Below are 15,121 nucleotides of genomic sequence, written 5' to 3'. Positions count from 1 at the left end.
CTGTTAAAAATTGATGCAGGTCAATTAAAATCGCTTAACTTTGCAGTCGAAAAGCTGAAAATGAAAAATTCTAAAATATACCAATCTTAATTAAAAAGCAAATGATGAAGCAGGTAAAATTCAAGATGCCACGCAGAGCCCTCGTCCTCACGGGCGGACTTCTGTTAGCGGCCAGTTCCTGGGCACAGTCCGGTGCCATCAAGGGACAAGTGAAAGATGCTGCCGGCGAGCCTGTCATGGGTGCCACCATCACTGCCAACGGTAAGGCAGTAGGTGTTACCGACCTCGACGGTAACTATTCCATTAATGTAGCTCCGGGTACAGAGATCACAATCAGCTACATTGGTATGACACCGCAGAAGGTAGCAGCTGCCAATGGCGCTGTCATCACATTGAAGGATGACTCCAAAGCCTTGAACGAGGTTGTGGTCATCGGTTACGGTGTAGCCAAGAAGAAAGATCTGACGGGTTCTGTATCCCAGCTTGCTCCTGATACCAAGAACAAAGGCCTGGTCGTCAACGCCCAGGACATGATCGAGGGCAAGGTGGCCGGCGTTTCTGTCACCAGTGACGGCGGTATTCCTGGTGGCGGATCTACGATCCGTATTCGTGGCGGTGCCTCTCTGAACGCAAGTAACAACCCGCTGTACGTTATCGATGGTATCGCCATGGATGATACTGGCGTTAAAGGTCTGGCCAACCCGTTGTCTATGATCAACCCGCAAGATATCGAATCCTTCACCGTGTTGAAGGACGCTTCTGCTACAGCCATCTACGGTTCCCGCGGTTCCAACGGTGTCATCATCATCACCACGAAGAAAGGGCACGGTGGCTTGAAGGTGGCTTACAATGGAAGTATGACCGTGAGCCAGAAGCGAAAGACACTGGATGTGATGGACGGTGACGAGTACCGCGGCCTCATAGAGCAGCGTTATGGTAAGAGCAGTGGCACCTATGGTCTTCTTGGCAAAGCCAATACCAACTGGCAGGATGAGATCTATCGTACGGCTTTGAGCCAGGATCACGGAGTGTCCGTCAGCGGTACGGTAGCTAAGGTTCTCCCGTTCCGTGTCAGTGCCGGTTATACGGACCAGCAAGGTATCTTGAAGACTTCTGACTTCAAGCGTTACACAGGGTCTCTGAGCTTGACACCCAATCTCTTTGAAGATCATTTGAAGATTAATGTCAATGTCAAGGGTATGTGGTCCAAGAGCCGCTTTGCCAACACCAACGCTGTCAGCGCTGCCGTTTATATGGATCCGACTCACAGTGTCGTGGATGATACGTTCACGGGACATCAGTATTTCAACAACTATTATGCATGGACCAACAACTCTGTCCTTACGAGCCCCACGACATGGTATCTCCAGAACACCAATGCTCCTAAGAATCCTGTCGCCCTGCTCGAAGGCAAGAACGACCGTGCCATCAGCCGCGACTTGGTCATGAGCGGTGATGTCGATTATATGGTTCATGGCCTTGAGGACCTGCACCTGCATGCTACGGGAGGTATTGACATTGCCTATGGTGACCAGCGGACAGACGTGGAGCCCTGGTGCCCCGACGCCTCTTTCTATGGCAGCTATGGCTTCGACCGCATTCTGAAGCGCAACTATCAGGGCAGTGTCTATGCCATGTACACCCACGACTTCAACGACCAGTTGAAGAACCACTTCGATGTAATGGCAGGTGCCGAGGAGTCTCACTTCTGGAGAAATCAGCACAAGCGCACACTCTCTTATCTTGATGCTTACAACGGCAAATTCAGTCAGGTCAACACGGATACAGGTGTTGACTACGACGGTGACGGCGTGAAGGACGACTATCACTACAAGACCGAGAACTATCTCGTCTCTTATTTCGGCCGTGCCAACTGGAGCATCCTGGACCGGTATTATCTTAACGCTACGTTCCGTGCTGATGGTTCTTCCCGCTTCAAGAAGCACTGGGGCTACTTCCCCTCTGCATCTTTCATGTGGAAAGTGAAGGATGAGAGCTTCCTCCGCTCCGCTAAATGGCTGTCTGAGTTGAACTATCGTATGAGCTACGGTCAGACCGGTCAGCAGGAGGGTATCGGTGACTATGGCTATATCGCCAATTACACGATGAACTCCGGTGACGGCTCATATTATCAGGTGATAGGCAACGGGAACCTTGCCCGTCCGAATGCTTATAATCCTGACATCACATGGGAGACGACAACCACTTATGACCTCGGTCTTGACTGGTCTGTCCTTGACCGCCGCCTCAGCGGCAGCTTCGATTGGTACTATCGTAAGACCACAGATCTGTTGAATACTGTCACGGTGCCTGCCGGTTCAAACTTCCGCAATAAGGTGACTTCCAATATCGGTGACATGACCAATACCGGTTTTGAGGCTTCCGTGAAGTGGGTTGCCCTGGATTCAAAGGACTGGAGATGGACCCTTAATTACAACCTCACCTATAACCGTAACAAGATTACGAAGCTGATGAGTGACGAGGCGGGTTATGTCGTGCTGACCGGTGGTATCTCTTCCGGTACAGGCAACAACTGCCAGGCACAGTCAGTTGGTCACACATCCAATGCGTTCTATGTCTACCAGCAGGTTTACGACAAGGACGGCAAGCCTCTGGAGGGTGTCGTTGTAGACCGTAACGGTGACGGACAGATCACATCGGCTGACCGTTACTTCTACAAGAGCCCGGTGGCTCCTGTCACGATGGGCTTAGGCTCTCGTCTGGAGTACAAGAACTGGGACCTCGGTATGAACTTCCGCGCCAGCATCGGCAACTATGTCTTCAATGACCTTGCCGCCGGTATGGCTAATGTCAGCAACACAGCTATCGCGCAGACGGTCAATGGAGCCTTCCTGCAGAACCGCCTGCTGAGCTCTGTCGGAGACAACTGGCAGAGCTACGGCGTGACCGCCGTGCTTTCCGACCGTTGGGTACAGAACGCTTCTTTCCTGAAGTGTGACAACATTACACTCGGCTACTCTTTTGACAACTTGTTTAAGACAGGCAGCTATCATGGTCTTGCCGGTCGTGTCTATGGTACTGTCAACAACGTGTTCACAATTACCAAGTATAAGGGTATTGATCCTGAGGTGTATGGAGGTATCGACAACAACGTTTATCCGCGTCCTATCTCTTTCATCGTTGGTCTTAGCCTGAATTTCTAAAATCTTAACGGAAACAACAATGAAAAAGTCTTTAAAATATATCATACCTTCAGCAGCTGCTGTATTGGCTTTGGGGCTTGCTTCTTGCGCAGGTGACCTTAATGTCACGCCTATCGATCCCAATACGAAGACCAGCGGTGAAAACCTCGCCGACAACCTGCTGAACAAGTGCTACGCCAATATGGCTGTAGCAGGACAGGGTGGTGCCAACGGTGACTGTGACATTGATGGTCTCGACGGTGGTACCACGGGTTTCATTCGCCAGCTCTTCAATTCACAGGAGCTCACTACCGACATGGCTATCTGCAGATGGGGTGATACCGGTATCTCCGAGTTTGACTATGACCGCTTTGATGCCTCTCATCCTATGTTGAAAGGTCTCTACTATCGTCTGTATGGCGGTATCGATTTCTGCAATCACTATATCAACACCTATGGCGGTCAGGATGCAGAGAAGACTGCCGAGGCTCGTTTCCTCCGTGCCTACTACTATTCTGTCCTGATGGACGGTTGGGGCAATGTACCTTTCACAACAGCCATTTCTTCGAAGGCTTCTCCTCAGATCAAGCGTGCTGATCTCTTTAAGTGGGTTGTCAGCGAGCTGCGTGACGTTGAGGGCAAGCTGAGTGCTCCTACTTCTGCCCCTAAGGAAAACGAGAGTGGTTACGGCCGTGCCAACAAGTATACGGCTGAGCTCCTCCTTTCCCGAATCTATCTGAATGCCAAGGTCTATGCCGGAGAAGAGAAGTATGACTCCGCAGCTTACTATGCCAAGCAGGTCATCACAAACTCTCCTTACAAGCTCCATACGAAAGGCACTGGCAAGTGGACTGCTTATCAGGAGCTCTTCATGGGCGACAATGGACAGAACGGTGCCACGGAGGAGTGTCTGCTTGCTTTGCCGCAGGATGGTGTGAAGACCACTTCATGGGGTACCTCCCTTTACATCATGGCAGGAAGCAATGATGGTGAGGAATACTGGCTCAAGGAGAATGGAGACACGCTGAAAGGTAATGGGACAACCCAAGGCTGGGCTGGTAACCGCCTCCGTCCGGATATGGTACGCAAGTTCTTCCCCAATGACGATGCTCCTAAGCTGGCTACCGTCAAGGAGATGTATACCGCTGCCGGTGATGACCGTGCACTGATGTGCAATATCGCAAAAAATGGTGCGGAACGCAGCTTGGAGAACACCAACTTAGGTACATTCACGGATGGATATGCTGCCTGTAAGTACAACAACTACTACACAGATGGCCGTGCCGGTAAGAATACTACTTTCCCTGATGCTGATTACTTCCTGTTCCGCATAGCTGAGGCCTATCTGAACTATGCCGAGGCGACAGCCCGTGCCAATGGCGGTTCTCCTACGGTGGAAGGCATCAAATACATCAATGAGCTTCGTGCACGCGCTCATGCCGCTCAGAAGACAAGCTTCACACTGTCTGACATCTGCGACGAGTGGGCCCGCGAGTTCTACTTCGAGTGTTATCGCCGTACGACACTGATCCGTTTCGATCGCTTCGCAGGTAACGTCAACTACAACTGGTCATGGAAAGGCGGTACCATCAAGGGAACCAATATCGACAAGCATCTGAACTTGTTCGCTATTCCTGACGATGATATGAATGCCAACAAGAACCTCAAGCAGAACGCTGATTATTAATGTATCGCACAGGGAGGAGGCGGCTGTCTCCTCCCTGGAACCAAACTAAACAACAACAATGAAAATGAAAAAGTTTCATATACTTGCCGGCATGATGGCGGGCTTGGCTCTGTTGGCCAGTTGTGATAAGGATATGGATCACAATCCGACAATCCAGTCGCCTACCACCTTCGTACTGAATACACCGGCAACAACAAACAGTACTATTGATCTGTCTAACTCGTCGAAGGTAAGTCTCACTTGCAGCCAGCCCGACTATGGATTCCCCGCCAGCACAGTTTATTCAGTGGAAGTGGCTACGAAGGCAGACATGAGTAACGCGAAGAAGATTGACGAGACGTTCAACTCTTCAACCTTGAATGTTGATGCCAGTCTGCTGGCAAAGGCTCTGACGATCATGGAGTGCGATGAGGGCAAGACGGGAGCCGACTTCCCGATGACCATCCCTGTTTATTTCCGCGCAACGGCTGCCGTGGTCTCTGCTGCTACAGGTGATACCATTCCCAATACGAAGATCGTCTCCAACACCGTGGCTCTGAATAAGGTCTATCTGAATTATTCTCTGCCTGTAGCAGCCTGTCCTTCTTCTCTGTACCTGATCGGTAACTTCTGTGGATGGAATTGGCCGAAGAGCGTGCCGATGACAGAGGTCTATGGCTCCCGTGATGCCGGCAACTCGACAGCTGTTTTCTGGCATATGGTCTACATCGACGCATCGGGTGTTAAGTTCAACACCGCTCAGGCTTGGGACGGCAAAGAGGTCGGTTTCAGCAAGATCACGGTTGATCCTGCCAGTGACAACGCTTCTTCTATCCAGGCTTCCAGCGATGGCAATATTGCCACGAGCACACCGGGCTGGTATCTGATGATTGTAACTGCCAAGGTCAAGGGCCAAGACGTCGACTACACGGTGACCTTCAATAAGCCTAATGTGTACCTCATCGGTGCTTCTGTCGGAGGCTCTTGGGATGAGCTGCAAGAGGCCGGTCTCTTCACGGTTCCTTCAAAAGCTGACGGCGAGTTCGTATCGCCTGCACTGCCTTCGCTGGCTGGCGATGGCTCTTCTAATCTCCGTATGTATGTGAAGGTTCCCGGTTACGACTGGTGGAAGTCAGAGTTTATCGTTGGTATTGACGGTAAGAACATCACTTATCGTGGTACAGGCGGCGACCAGAAACGTGTCGGTGCTGATGCCGGTTCAAAGGTTTATCTGAACTTCTCAAGTGACACGGGTTCCATCAAATAATCATCGGTAATCCTAATAAGAATCCATAATATCCCGGTATCCGTAGGCGTTATCTTCGGGTATCGGGACTTGTAGTTTAATCCTCCGGAGGATGCAACCAAGATCCAGGCTACACGGCTCTCTGCAAACATACCAAGCCCGTTGTCTATCAGGCCGGCCGCTTTTAATAATTCTGCATGTTTCCTTGCCGCATTCCCAAACTCTGCTTATTTTTGCAAAATGGAAACTAATGGCGTATGACAACTGAGAAAGAAATACGGTAGGGGTTATATTCCTACCGAGAAACTTAAAATAAGCTTAATCGCGTGCAGTTTTTCTGAATTGTTGTCAAAGGTTATTAAATTATTTCTTATCTTTGCCATTAGAATGAAAACAAAATAAAACCTTTGCATATGAGATTGTGGACCTATTTCTCTTTACTCTTTGTGGCATTGTCTTTCGCCGCCTGTCAGAAAGTTGATGTGGGGAATGAAACCGAGGTGCCCGACGGTACGAACCTCGTGACGTTTAAGGTCAGGCAGTTCGAACAGAAGAACTTTGATAAGGCAAAGTCAAGGGCAACGGAGATTTCTCGTTTATGCAAACACATTGAACTTATTGTGTATAAAGATGGCGCGAGGGTCAATAAGATATCGCAAGGCTCAGATGATAAGGATTATGGCACCCTCTCCGTTGCACTCGCTCCGGGTACTTACCGTGCCGTCATCCTTGCCCATAACCAGGAGAAGAGCCCTACGACGACAGATGCAGAGAAGATCTCTTTTGGCAGCGACATATCCGATACGTTCCTTTGGAGTGACCAGATAACAGTAAGTGCAGACAAAGGCCTGGATGTCGATGTCAGTATGCACCGTGTTGTCGCCATGGTGCGTATAGCTACGACCGATGTCATCCCGCAGAATGTCGCTTCGATGACGTTCTATTATACCGGTGGCAGTTCCACGCTCGATGCGCTGACCGGTGAGGGCTGTGTCAAGTCGCGTCAGACAGTGAAGCGAACCGTCACCGAAACGATGAGAGGCAAGACGGGGACCTTTGAGATATACACTTTCCCGAGGAGCGACAGTGAGTCGTTACACCTTGAGGTGACAGCCTTGGATGCCAACGGTAACACGGTCTGTTCGCATACCTTTGGCGAGGTGCCGGTGACGTGCAATAAGATATCTGAATATGACGGAGCGTTGTTTACCAATGGTATGAGCGGAGGCGATGTACTGTCTAAGTTTCACCTCTCGACCGATGATGAGTGGACAACGGTTGGAAAGGCATTTTAGTTTCCAAATAGCAAAATGTCGTTAAGCGTAGGCCGTTTTCTGTGTCCATCAGCTCCGTCCTTGATCTTTGCCGCCCTCATCTTTTTTCTTTCCCTGCTGTCTATGGTTAAAGGCATCTCTTTCTTTCCCTTAAAATCCTTGACATATGGCAATAATAAAAAAAAAGAAAAAAAGTTGGAGAAATATTTGGCAGGTATTGTAAAAGTCTATACCTTTGCACTCGCTTTCCGGAAATACGCCGGTTGGCAACAAAAGATAAGAGTTCTTTGAGAAGATTTACATAGACAGAGAAGTAGTACAAGAAGCGAGTTGTACACATTATTATATATAGCGATATAGAAGATGTTGTGTATGACTTGGGTAAAAGAAACGAACCGATCAATTTTGATTAGTTACTTCCGACTTCAATAAAGGATAAGCGTCCTGAACAGACTAACGGTAGTGTGTTTTGATCACATTACACATTACCCATTATAGACAATTTTACAATGGAGAGTTTGATCCTGGCTCAGGATGAACGCTAGCTACAGGCCTAACACATGCAAGTCGAGGGGAAACGAAGCGGGAGCTTGCTTCTGCTGTCGTCGACCGGCGCACGGGTGAGTAACGCGTATCCAACCTGGCCTGAGGTAAGGGATAATCCGCAGAAATGTGGTCTAATACCTTATGTGCTCCTATGAGGCCATCTGAAGAGGAGCAAAGATTTATCGCCTTAGGATGGGGATGCGTCTGATTAGATAGTTGGCGGGGCAACGGCCCACCAAGTCATCGATCAGTAGGGGTTCTGAGAGGAAAGTCCCCCACGTTGGAACTGAGACACGGTCCAGACTCCTACGGGAGGCAGCAGTGAGGAATATTGGTCAATGGGCGAGAGCCTGAACCAGCCAAGTAGCGTGCAGGATGACGGCCCTATGGGTTGTAAACTGCTTTTATGCGGGTATAAAGGAGCATACGTGTATGTTTTTGCAGTTACCGCATGAATAAGGACCGGCTAATTCCGTGCCAGCAGCCGCGGTAATACGGAAGGTTCTGGTGTTATCCGGATTTATTGGGTTTAAAGGGAGCGCAGGCTGTCAGATAAGCGTGTTGTGAAATGCGGTTGCTCAACATCCGCACTGCAGCGCGAACTGTTTGACTTGAGTACGCACGACGTTGGTGGAATTTGCCGTGTAGCGGTGAAATGCTTAGATATGGCGAAGAACTCCGATTGCGAAGGCAGCTGACGGGAGCGCTACTGACGCTCATGCTCGAAAGTGCGGGTATCGAACAGGATTAGATACCCTGGTAGTCCGCACGGTAAACGCTGGATGCCCGCTATATGCCCCTTTAGGGTATGTGGCCAAGTGAAAACGTTAAGCATCCCACCTGGGGAGTACGCCGGCAACGGTGAAACTCAAAGGAATTGACGGGGGCCCGCACAAGCGGAGGAACATGTGGTTTAATTCGATGATACGCGAGGAACCTTACCCGGGCTTGAATTGCTGAGGAAGGCTTCAGAGATGGAGCTGCCCTTCGGGGCTTCAGTGAAGGTGCTGCATGGTTGTCGTCAGCTCGTGCCGTGAGGTGTCGGCTTAAGTGCCATAACGAGCGCAACCCTTTTCTTCAGTTGCCATCAGGTAGTGCTGGGCCCTCTGGAGATACTGCCGCCGTAAGGTGTGAGGAAGGTGGGGATGACGTCAAATCAGCACGGCCCTTACGTCCGGGGCTACACACGTGTTACAATGGGTGGTACAGCGAGCAGGGTTACCGCAAGGTATCCCGAATCATTAAATCCGCCCTCAGTTCGGACTGGGGTCTGCAACCCGACCCCACGAAGCTGGATTCGCTAGTAATCGCGCATCAGCCATGGCGCGGTGAATACGTTCCCGGGCCTTGTACACACCGCCCGTCAAGCCATGAAAGCCGGGGGTGCCTGAAGTCCGTGACCGCAAGGATCGGCCTAGGGCAAAACTGGTAATTGGGGCTAAGTCGTAACAAGGTAGCCGTACCGGAAGGTGCGGCTGGAACACCTCCTTTCTGGAGAGACGCTTTTTTTGAAGCAGGAATGTTTCCTTTCCCTGGAGCTTCTTGTCTACGCTATCTGTTTTAAATGATTTAGAAGAGCGGCAATGCGAATTGCATGACAGTCCTATAGCTCAGTTGGTTAGAGCGCCACACTGATAATGTGGAGGTCGGCAGTTCAAGTCTGCCTGGGACTACTCTTTATTTCATTCCCTACGGGGGATTAGCTCAGCTGGCTAGAGCACCTGCTTTGCAAGCAGGGGGTCAACGGTTCGAATCCGTTATTCTCCACGTTGAGGGAGAGTGAGAGCAGTGAGGACGTGAGTTCTTTTGTGCCTTGCTTTTACCTTGAGACAGATCTTTGACATATTGACACAAGCAAAACTGTAGTAGTTGTGTACGCAGTTACATTGTAACTGCCTGCATGAATAAAAAGTTTCACAGAGACTTAATCTGTAGACAATACAGCTGAAAGTATGAGCGGCATCTGAAGTCTCAGCAATGGGACGGAAGATGACTCGAAAGTAAGAAAGGGCGGATGGTGGATGCCTAGGCTCATTCAGGCGAAGAAGGACGTGATAAGCTGCGATAAGCCGCGGTGAGGTGCAAATGACCCTTGACCCGCGGATATCCGAATGGGACAACCCAAGTTTTCGGACTTACCGGTCGTTATAGGACCGGGGCTAACGGAGGGAACTGAAACATCTTAGTACCTCCAGGAAGAGAAAATAAGTTAATGATTCCCCCAGTAGTGGCGAGCGAGCGGGGAAGAGCCCAAACCGGTGATGTGTCACCGCATCATTGGGGTAGTAGGACCGCGCCATTGTACTCTAAGGGTGAGGAGAAGCTGCTGGAAAGCGGCGTCATAGAAGGTGATAATCCTGTATCCGAAGCTTAAGGGAGGCATAGCGGTATCCTGAGTAACGCGGAGCACGAGGAATTCTGCGTGAATCTGCCGGGACCATCCGGCAAGGCTAAATACTCGAATGAGACCGATAGTGAACCAGTACCGTGAGGGAAAGGTGAAAAGCACTTCGATGAAGAAGGTTGAAAGAGATCCTGAACCCATCCGCCTACAAGCGGTCGGAGCTGCATTAGCAGTGACGGCGTGCCTTTTGCATAATGAACCTACGAGTTACCGTCTCCAGCGAGGATAAGTGTCATGAGACACGCATCCGTAGTGAAAGCGAGCCTGAAGAGGGCGGTTTTGGCTTATTTTTAGCCAGGGCGCACCTATCGTGCGTTAAGTTGGAGGTGGTAGACGCGAAACCAAGTGATCTACACATGTCCAGGATGAAGTCAGGGTAACACCTGATGGAGGTCCGCACCAATAAGCGTTGAAAAGCTTCTGGATGAGGTGTGTGTAGGAGTGAAAGGCCAATCAAACTTGGAGATAGCTCGTACTCCCCGAAAGGCATTTAGGTGCCGCGTGTGGAGATAAGACAAAGAGGTAGAGCGACCGATAGGACGCGAGGGCTTCACCGCCTGTCAAGTCCTTCCGAACTCCGAATGCTTTGTTTCTGCATCCATGCAGTAAGGGGGCGGGTGCTAAGGTCCGTCCCCGAGAGGAGAAGAATCCGGACCGCCGTCTAAGGCCCCGAAGTTTCCGCCGAGTCAGTCTAACGAAGTCCAGTCCCGGTGACAGCCAGGAAGTTGGCTTGGAAGCAGCCATTCCTTCAAAGAGTGCGTAACAGCTCACTGGTCGAGGGTCAGGGCATGGATAATAATCGGGTGTAAGCGGGACGCCGAAGGCGCGGGATAGCAAATAATAAAAGTATCGGTAGGGGAGCATTCCAATGTTGTCGAATGGTGTGCGTGAGCGATCCTGGAGACATTGGAAACGCAAATGTAGGTATAAGTAACGCTAAGGGGCGTGAGATTCGCCCCCGCCGCAAGTCTAAGGTTTCCCGGGCAATGCTGGTCATCCCGGGGTAAGTCGGGTCCTAAGGATAAGCCTAAGGGCGCATCCGATGGCAGAGACGGTTAATATTCCGTCACTTGTCTTACGGGCGAAGTGGAGACGGAGCAGTGGCACGGCCGCGGGGCGACGGAAGTCCCCGTTGAAGAGTGTAGGTGATGAGAGGTCCAGGCAAATCCGGACTTTGAGCCGAACTTGATAGTATGGATTCCTCTTCGGTGGAATCCAATAGCGCCGGTAATCAGACTCCCGAGAAAATCCGCTAAGCCTAACCGTAGGACAACCCGTACCGCAAACCGACACAGGTAGACGGGTAGAGCATACTGAGGCGTTGAGAGATTCATGGTTAAGGAACTAGGCAAACTGACCCTGTAACTTCGGGATAAAGGGTCCTCATAGCGATATGAGGCGCAGAGAATAGGTCCAGGCAACTGTTTACCAAAAACACAGGGCTGTGCGAACTCGTAAGATGAAGTATACAGCCTGACACCTGCCCGGTGCCGGAAGGTTAAGAGGAGAGCTCATCCTGCTTTGTCAGGTGAAGGTTTGAATTGAAGCCCCGGTAAACGGCGGCCGTAACTATAACGGTCCTAAGGTAGCGAAATTCCTTGTCGGGTAAGTTCCGACCTGCACGAATGGTGTAATGATCCGGACGCTGTCTCAACCATGATCTCAGTGAAATTGTAGTATCGGTGAAGATGCCGATTACCCGCGATGGGACGAAAAGACCCCGTGAACCTTTACTATAGCTTAGCACTGACCTTGGTCATCCGATGTGTAGGATAGGCCGGAGGCTGAGAAAGAGCCACGCGAGTGGTTTTGGAGCCATCCTTGAAATACGGCCCTTTGGCTGTCTGAGGTCTAACGCGCTTGAAGTGCGGACACTGCTTGGTGGGTAGTTTGACTGGGGTGGTCGCCTCCAAAAGCGTAACGGAGGCTTCCAAAGGTGCCCTCAGACCGATTGGTAACCGGTTTTAAGGAGTGTAATGGCATAAGGGCGCCTGACTGGGAGGCAGACACGCCGATCAGGCAGGAAACTGGGGCATAGTGATCCGGCGGACGTGTATGGAAACTCCGTCGCTCAAAGGATAAAAGGTACTCCGGGGATAACAGGCTGATCCCCCCAACGAGCTCATATCGACGGGGTGGTTTGGCACCTCGATGTCGGCTCGTCACATCCTGGGGCTGGAGAAGGTCCCAAGGGTTGGGCTGTTCGCCCATTAAAGTGGCACGCGAGCTGGGTTCAGAACGTCGTGAGACAGTTCGGTCTCTATCTATCGTGGGCGCAGGAGTTTTGAGTGGTTCCGTCACTAGTACGAGAGGACCGTGACGGACGGACCTCCGGTTTACCTGTTGTGCCGCCAGGCGCATGGCAGGGTATCTGCGTCCGGATGGGATAAGCGCTGAAAGCATCTAAGCGCGAAGCCCACCGCGAGATGAGAGCTCCATAGAGGGTCGTCGCAGACGACGACGTTGATAGGCGGCAGGTGTAAAGACAGCGATGTCAAAGCCGAGCCGTACTAATTGCCCGATATCTTTCGAATTGGGCTCATGTTTTCAACTGTATGTTTGTATGTTTCCGTGGGCGCAGAGTCCCGGGATACGGAGCGGCCCTCAGGCCGCATCCCTGTGTGACGGTACAGTTTTGCTTGCCGATTATGTCACCTTACACACGTCAGCGATGGCGTAAGACACATCAGGTGGTTATTGCGGCGGTGTCCCACCTCTTCCCATTCCGAACAGAGAAGTTAAGCCCGCTTGCGCCGATGGTACTGCAATGCAATGCGGGAGAGTAGGCAGCTGCCTCCTTTCATAAGAGCCCAGAGGACAGAAATGTTCACTGGGCTCTTTTGGTGTGAATATGAGCTATTCGGGTTGCGGGCGGTCCCTAACCATCCATAGGTCGTCCTGTAAATGACAGAAGATGTACCCGAAGATGTTCAGTATTAACCGAGATTTATTGATAATAGCAATGACCGAGGAACGATTAATAGCCAATCTACGAAAGGGACGACAATCGGCCTTGAGTGAAATCTACGACTTATATGCTCAGGAGCTACTTGTTTTCTGCTTTTCATATACTAAATCTAAGCAAGATGCAGAAGAAGTTGTGCAAGATTCTTTCCTCCGACTTTGGGAGATGCGCTCTTCCATACGGTCTGATCATTCCTTAAAGTCTTTGCTTTTTAAGATAGCTAAGAACCGAGTTATTGATTTGTTTAGGTCTAATTTAAATAGTAAGATCTTTGCCGATTACCTTCTTTTTCAACAATCGGATGCTGTCAACGAGTCTGCGGATATGGATTATGACGGTTACCGTTTGTTGGTCGATAAAGTATTGATGAAGTTACCGCCTTCGCAGAGGGAGATCGTTAGGCTGTCTGACTTTGACGGCTTAAACAATAGTCAAATAGCACAAAAACTTAATATTACGGAGAAGACGGTAAGAAATCAATTATCCGCCGGCAACCAGCTGTTTTATAAACTATTAAAGAATGCTTTGAAGTTTTTATGTTTTATTTTTTCTTTGTCTTTGGGATAAATCCTTTGTTGGATCGTCTTATAAGCACAATCCTGACATATACGTTTTTAACATGAATCCTTTATTAAAGAGATATATTGATAATACCATTACCCCCGAGGGACTTGAGGAGCTGCGAGTCTATGTCTCTACGCTTGATGACGAGCAACTGTCCACACTGCTTGAGGATGATTCCTGTAAGCGTGTCGTCTCTCCATTTACAGAGATTGAGGTTGAGCAACTGAAGAGTTCTCTGATGGAATCACTTTCAGAAGAGCCTTCTCGCTGGCCCATTGTGCGGAGGGTCATTGGCTGGGCAGCTGTCTTGTTGTTACCGATCCTGCTCTTCTCTACCTATTATTTCTATCATCATTATGTGAACGTCTCCCGGGAGCAGATTATCGTCTCAACGGGTCCTTTTGAGCGTTCAAATATTACGTTGCCAGATGGCACCCGCGTGAAGCTCAATGCCAATACTGAGTTGTCTTATTCTGCACAAGCTTTCTCCGGTTCCGACCGTAGTGTCAGTTTTACAGGTGAAGCCTACTTTGAGGTTTCAAAACTTCAGGGCCGCCATTTTACGGTGAAAGGTGATGGTTACAATGTTGAGGTGAAAGGCACAAAGTTTAATGTCTCAGCAGGCGAATCCGATCCTGAGGTCGTAGTTTCCTTGGATGAAGGTCGCGTTGGATTCACTTCTTCAAAGGGAGGAACAGTAGACATGAAGCCTGGAGATGTTTCTACGCTTGAGCGTTTGTCGGGCATGATCACCGTCAAGCACAACCAGTTGACGAACGACTTCTCTGCGTGGAAGCGGAACGAGATTGTGGTGCGTCACAGCACGCTGACTCATTTGCTCGATTTGATGAAACGGTCTTATGGTGTCTCTTTCCGAGTGGATAAGAATGTGTGTCCGTCAAGTACATTCACGGGTATGATCCCGAGCGATAACCTTAACGAAGCACTCGACATCTTAGAGACTGCTTATGGCATCAGGACATATGTAGACGGGCGGACCATTCGACTATCAAAGTAAATATTTGTTAAACATCAAGAAGCGTATGGGACACATATGCCTTTTTTGCGTCTTGTTTGTGATTCTCGTAAACTGAGAGTTCTAAAAAACAATATGTTTAAACCAAAAATTAACAACATGGTACATTCAAAAGAGAGATCTTCGTGGAAGAGCCTTCTGGTATTGTTTCTGTTCTTGTCCGGCTCTATGTTGGTCGCCAATGCGGAAACGAATGCTAAGGGTAACCGTGTGACTATTCATGTGGCGAATGCGTCACTGCTTCAAATCTTCAACCAAATTGAGAAGCAAACAACTT

Annotated in this window: 6 protein-coding genes, 2 tRNA genes, 3 rRNA genes and 1 other annotated feature (1 of these 12 only partly in view); all 11 genes read left to right on the top strand. The window is 49.9% G+C overall.

Annotated features, from left to right (window positions below):
• Window positions 1–104: 104 nt before the first annotated feature.
• The 11 genes from PREMU_RS01625 (at window position 105) to PREMU_RS01575 (ending at window position 14,826) form a co-directional block, all read left to right on the top strand.
• On the top strand, window positions 105–3,164 hold the full coding sequence (locus PREMU_RS01625) for a SusC/RagA family TonB-linked outer membrane protein (protein ID WP_040558518.1): 3,060 nt from the start codon (window positions 105–107) through the stop codon (window positions 3,162–3,164).
• Window positions 3,165–3,183: 19 nt separating this feature from the next.
• The gene (locus PREMU_RS01620) at window positions 3,184–4,830 is read left to right on the top strand and encodes a RagB/SusD family nutrient uptake outer membrane protein (protein WP_007572609.1); all 1,647 of its coding nucleotides are present in this window, start codon (window positions 3,184–3,186) and stop codon (window positions 4,828–4,830) included.
• 64 nt (window positions 4,831–4,894) lie between these two features.
• On the top strand, window positions 4,895–6,076 hold the full coding sequence (locus PREMU_RS01615; RefSeq protein WP_007572606.1) for a SusF/SusE family carbohydrate-binding protein: 1,182 nt from the start codon (window positions 4,895–4,897) through the stop codon (window positions 6,074–6,076).
• Window positions 6,077–6,468: 392 nt separating this feature from the next.
• Window positions 6,469–7,350 (top strand): FimB/Mfa2 family fimbrial subunit, encoded by an 882-nt coding sequence (locus tag PREMU_RS01610; RefSeq protein ID WP_007572604.1) that lies wholly within the window; start codon window positions 6,469–6,471, stop codon window positions 7,348–7,350.
• Between the two features lie 485 nt (window positions 7,351–7,835).
• Window positions 7,836–9,366, top strand: a 16S ribosomal RNA gene (locus tag PREMU_RS01605).
• A gap of 108 nt (window positions 9,367–9,474) precedes the next feature.
• Window positions 9,475–9,548, top strand: a tRNA-Ile gene (locus PREMU_RS01600).
• Between the two features lie 20 nt (window positions 9,549–9,568).
• A tRNA-Ala gene (locus tag PREMU_RS01595) sits at window positions 9,569–9,642 on the top strand.
• Window positions 9,643–9,869: 227 nt separating this feature from the next.
• Window positions 9,870–12,813: ribosomal RNA gene (locus PREMU_RS01590) — 23S ribosomal RNA — on the top strand.
• Window positions 12,814–12,965: 152 nt separating this feature from the next.
• Window positions 12,966–13,078 (top strand): 5S ribosomal RNA (gene rrf / locus PREMU_RS01585).
• Together the 16S, 23S and 5S rRNA genes with 2 tRNA genes alongside form the textbook arrangement of a ribosomal RNA operon.
• 163 nt (window positions 13,079–13,241) lie before the next feature.
• Window positions 13,242–13,811: an RNA polymerase sigma factor gene (locus PREMU_RS01580; protein ID WP_007572602.1), complete on the top strand. Its 570-nt coding sequence runs from the start codon at window positions 13,242–13,244 to the stop codon at window positions 13,809–13,811.
• Between the two features lie 52 nt (window positions 13,812–13,863).
• Complete coding sequence (locus tag PREMU_RS01575; RefSeq protein WP_007572601.1) at window positions 13,864–14,826, top strand: FecR family protein; 963 nt, start codon at window positions 13,864–13,866, stop codon at window positions 14,824–14,826.
• Window positions 14,827–15,066: 240 nt separating this feature from the next.
• Window positions 15,067–15,121, top strand: a sequence feature (23S ribosomal RNA rRNA prediction is too short); it runs 723 nt beyond the window's last position.

The organism is Hallella multisaccharivorax DSM 17128 (assembly GCF_000218235.1).
Classification (GTDB): domain Bacteria; phylum Bacteroidota; class Bacteroidia; order Bacteroidales; family Bacteroidaceae; genus Prevotella; species Prevotella multisaccharivorax.
This window is presented reverse-complemented; position numbering and strand designations above follow the sequence as displayed.

What these genes read in the sequence shown, in the direction of transcription:
- PREMU_RS01625 (WP_040558518.1), top strand. Translation starts at nt 105, where the DNA reads ATGAAGCAGGTAAAATTCAAGATGCCACGCAGAGCCCTCGTCCTCACG.
- PREMU_RS01620 (WP_007572609.1), top strand. Translation starts at nt 3,184, where the DNA reads ATGAAAAAGTCTTTAAAATATATCATACCTTCAGCAGCTGCTGTATTG.
- PREMU_RS01615 (WP_007572606.1), top strand. Translation starts at nt 4,895, where the DNA reads ATGAAAAAGTTTCATATACTTGCCGGCATGATGGCGGGCTTGGCTCTG.
- PREMU_RS01610 (WP_007572604.1), top strand. Translation starts at nt 6,469, where the DNA reads ATGAGATTGTGGACCTATTTCTCTTTACTCTTTGTGGCATTGTCTTTC.
- PREMU_RS01580 (WP_007572602.1), top strand. Translation starts at nt 13,242, where the DNA reads ATGACCGAGGAACGATTAATAGCCAATCTACGAAAGGGACGACAATCG.
- PREMU_RS01575 (WP_007572601.1), top strand. Translation starts at nt 13,864, where the DNA reads ATGAATCCTTTATTAAAGAGATATATTGATAATACCATTACCCCCGAG.